The following is a 3,422-nucleotide window of genomic DNA, read 5'->3' as shown; positions in this document are numbered from 1 at the left end:
TGCAGGGGGCGTTCCAGAGCGCATTTCGCGGCCGCTGTCCGCTGGGTGCGCTGGTCGCCTTCGTGGTCACCGTGGCCAATGTGCCGATTTTCAACATCGGCGCGCCGTTCTGGGGGCTGGTGTTCGCCGTCGTCGCCTCGGCGCTGCTGGAGCGCGACGAGCTGCGCGCGGCGATTCGGGGGCAGTAATTCGGCCGAGCTACAGAAAAAACGCGAGATTCGGCGTGTCGATGATCGGCATGTCGAGCCGCACCTCGCGCCGCGCCAGCAGCAGACCGCCGCCCTGCGGGCGCAGCAGGTCGTCGCGGGCGGCGCTCAGCAGAAACGGCTGCGGGTTGTTGGCGCGCACGCGCAGCAGCAGCACCTGGCTTGCCACGCGCGGGCCGTCGTCGGCCGCCACGGCCAAGATGTTGGTGACGAAGTAGCGCAGAAAGCTCGGCACGCGGTCGGCGTTCGACTGCGGATGCGTGAGCTGGCGGATGCGCACGCCGATGCTGTGGCGGGTCTCGTCGAGCCAGGCCGGGTCGCCACCGTAGCTGCGCTGCTCGCCGCGCTTTTCGAACTGCTGCAGCGGCACCCGGTAGACGAGGTCCGGCGCCAGCAGCGCGAGCCAGGCGTCGTACTGGCGGCTCGCCAGCAGGTCCGCCTCGCGGAACAGGAACTCGCTGACGCGGCGGTAGTCGGCGTCGCTGACCGGCTCGCCCGCCGGCAGGGAGAAGGTTGCCGCGTTCATTTCTCCCCCGCCATCCAGCGCCGCCACTCGGCCAGGAACTCGAACTCCGTGCACTCGGTGAACATGTTGCGGCAGGTTCTGCCGGGGCCGGGAAAGTCGTGCCAGAGGTCGTCGCGCCAGCCGCGCGTGATCTGGAAGTTGAGGTCGAGCCGCCGCCCAACCGGCCCGCGGATGCCACGGCTGACCGCCGCCCAGGCTTCGGCGTCGTCCTGATCGAAGGTGCCGCCGGCCGAGAACGAGCGAAGACCCGCCTTCAGCGAGCGCGCCTTCCAGTCGTCCGGCGCCTCGCGCTCGGCGAGGAACCAGTTCCACACCTCGGTGCGCGTGGCGCTGATGGGCTGCCACAGGCGCAGCGTGAGGAAGTTGATCGGCGGCTCGTCGGCGTCGAAGCGCACCGGCGCCTGCACCAGCGACAGGTTCGGGAACAGCGTCGCCACGCCGGTCATCATGCGGCCCAAGAGTCCAATCTGCGTCGCGTTCAGCGTGCGCCGGTGCAGGTCCACCATGTCCGGGTGGTAGCCGACGAAATCGAGCCGCTCGCCCGGCGTCAGGTTCAGCAGGATGGCGCTGCCGTTGCCGAGCATCACGTCCGGGCTCTCGCCCAGGATGGCGGCCATGAACTGCTCGGGCGAATCGCCCACCGCCAGCTGGCTGATCGGCCCGTGCAGGGTGGGCGCGTGCGGGCCGTCGCCGCAGAAGTTGATCGGGCCGATCTTCCAGTTGTGCTCGAACACCCAGCGCTGCGGCGGGCCGAGCGCCTGCATGCCCTGCGGCGTGCGCGCGAAGAACAGGTCGAAGTACCAGCGCACGGTGTCGTCGAGCGTGTGCGCCAGCGGCGGCGCCCCGGCGTCCCAGGTGGCAAAGATGAGCCCGGCGTAGCTGTCCACCTGCGCCGCCGGGTGCAGGCCGAGGCGGTCGAAATCGAGTGCGCCGCGGTAGAACTCGCGCGGGTGAAAGGCGCTCTGGAAACGGCCGTCCAGACCGAAACTCCAGCCGTGGTAGGGACAGGTGAAGCCCTGCGCGTGACCCACGTCCGCCTGGCAGATCATCACGCCGCGGTGCGGGCAGCTGTTGTGTAGCACCCGCGCGCGGCCGTCCGCGCCGCGCACCAGGATCACCGGGTCGAGACCCATGTTGCGCGTCACGTAATCGCCGGGGTTCGGGATTTCGCTGTCCAGGCCCACGAACAGCCAGGCGCGCGTGAAGATGCGCTCGGCCTCCAGCTCAAACAGCGCCTGGTCCACGAACAGGCGCCGGCTGGCGAGCCCCTGCTCCACGTCCACCAGCGCCGCCGCGCCGGCGGCGTCCAGGATTTCCGGTGCCGACATCGCGCCTCCTCCAGAAGGTTTTCTCCTGTCCGCAGCTTACGACAGGCACCGGCCGCAGCGGGAGGCGATATGCTGGCCGGCGCCCACGATTGGCCGCGCGCGGCTCGATTGATCGAGTGAACGCGCCCAAAACGAACGCCGACCAAAGCCGAGGAGACTCCCCCCATGGACATGCAGACCCGCAGCGCCGCCGCCTACGCCTGGCCGAACGAGCCGAACGCCATCCCGCGCGACATCTTTCATCGCGAGGACATCTACCGGGCCGAGATCGAGCGCATCTTTCACGGTCCCTACTGGCACCCCGTCGCCCATGACGCGGAAATCCCGAACCCGCACGACTACAAGACCTTCACGCTCGGTGAACGGCCGCTGCTGATCAGCCGCGGCGCGGACGGCACCGTGCGCGCCTTCATCAACGCGTGCAGCCACCGCGGCGTGCTGCTGGTGCCGGGCTTTCGCGGCCACGGCGAGCAGCACGAGTGCCCCTACCACCGCTGGAGCTTCGACAGCGCGGGCGAGCTGCGCGTGTGTCCGGGCGAGGACGACTTCATCGCCGGCTTCGACAAGGCGAACTTCGGCCTGCCGCCGGTGCGGCTCGAAAGCATCCACGGCCTGCATTTCGCGACGCTCGACCCGGCCGCGCCGCCGCTGGCGACGTTTCTCGACGGCATGGAGGAGATCATCCGCCGCATCCTCGGCGGCGACGGCCGACTGACGCTGCTCGGTTACCAGAAGGTCGTCTTCGACTGCAACTGGAAGGCCTATTTCGACCAGGACGGCTGGCACGCGCCCATGCTGCACGCGGCGTTCCGGATGCTGAACTGGGTGGGCGGCAAGGGTGTGCTGTCCGGCACCCGCCACGGGCACAGGAACGCTCACTACCAGATCGTGCCCAACCGCAAGCCGCCGCTGCTGCGGGACCCGAGCGTCATCGCCTACGAGCACCGGCCCGAGGATGGCGGCCAGCTGGCCATCCTGTTCCCCACCACCAACATGAACAAGCAGATGGACACCATGACCGTGCGCTACGCGGTGCCGCTCGGCCCGACCCGCACCGAGGTCCACTACACCTACTACGCCCACCAGGACGACGACGAGGCCACGCGCCGCCACCGCCTGCGCCAGTCGTCCAACATGCTGGGGCCGAGCGGCTTCATCACGCTGGAAGACGGCGCCGTGTTCAACCGCATCACCAAGGCACGCGGCGCGCCCGGCAACAACTACATGGTCAAGGGCGTGCGCCTGGACGCCGACCCGTACACCGACTCGCAGCAGAACGACGAGCTGCAGTGCGTGGTGTTCTGGGACGCCTACCGGCGGGCGCTCGGCATGACGGTGGCGGCCTGAGAGCTTGTGAATTTT

The 3,422-nt window shown here is 69.2% G+C and carries 3 protein-coding genes and 1 pseudogene; 2 read left to right on the top strand and 2 right to left on the bottom strand.

Annotation, left to right across the window (positions count from 1 at the left end; genetic code table 11):
• Positions 1-188 (top strand): annotated as a pseudogene (locus tag PHC73_RS12805) (benzoate/H(+) symporter BenE family transporter); the annotation flags it as partial.
• Between the two features lie 10 nt (positions 189-198).
• Here PHC73_RS12805 and PHC73_RS12800 read toward each other — a convergent pair.
• Entirely contained in the window at positions 199-732 is a 534-nt protein-coding gene (locus PHC73_RS12800) for an aromatic-ring-hydroxylating dioxygenase subunit beta (protein WP_300128957.1), read from the bottom strand.
• A complete protein-coding gene (locus PHC73_RS12795; RefSeq protein WP_300128954.1) occupies positions 729-2,060 on the bottom strand; it encodes an aromatic ring-hydroxylating dioxygenase subunit alpha in 1,332 nt (443 codons plus the stop codon). Before PHC73_RS12795 ends, PHC73_RS12800 begins: the two co-directional genes overlap by 4 nt.
• Positions 2,061-2,225: 165 nt before the next feature.
• Here PHC73_RS12795 and PHC73_RS12790 point away from each other — a divergent pair, with 165 nt between their 5' ends.
• Positions 2,226-3,407, top strand: a complete 1,182-nt coding sequence (locus PHC73_RS12790; protein WP_300128952.1) for an aromatic ring-hydroxylating dioxygenase subunit alpha — start codon at positions 2,226-2,228, stop codon at positions 3,405-3,407.
• Positions 3,408-3,422 lie beyond the last annotated feature (15 nt).

The sequence above is a fragment of the Immundisolibacter sp. genome (genome assembly GCF_028696615.1).
Taxonomy (GTDB): domain Bacteria; phylum Pseudomonadota; class Gammaproteobacteria; order Immundisolibacterales; family Immundisolibacteraceae; genus Immundisolibacter.
Note: the sequence above shows the minus strand (reverse complement) of the source record. Positions and strands in the feature narration are given on the sequence as shown.

Bases quoted from the DNA above. Each gene is read 5' to 3' on its own strand.
- PHC73_RS12790 (WP_300128952.1), top strand. From the start codon at position 2,226: ATGGACATGCAGACCCGCAGCGCCGCCGCCTACGCCTGGCCGAACGAG.
- PHC73_RS12795 (WP_300128954.1), bottom strand. From the start codon at position 2,060: ATGTCGGCACCGGAAATCCTGGACGCCGCCGGCGCGGCGGCGCTGGTG.
- PHC73_RS12800 (WP_300128957.1), bottom strand. From the start codon at position 732: ATGAACGCGGCAACCTTCTCCCTGCCGGCGGGCGAGCCGGTCAGCGAC.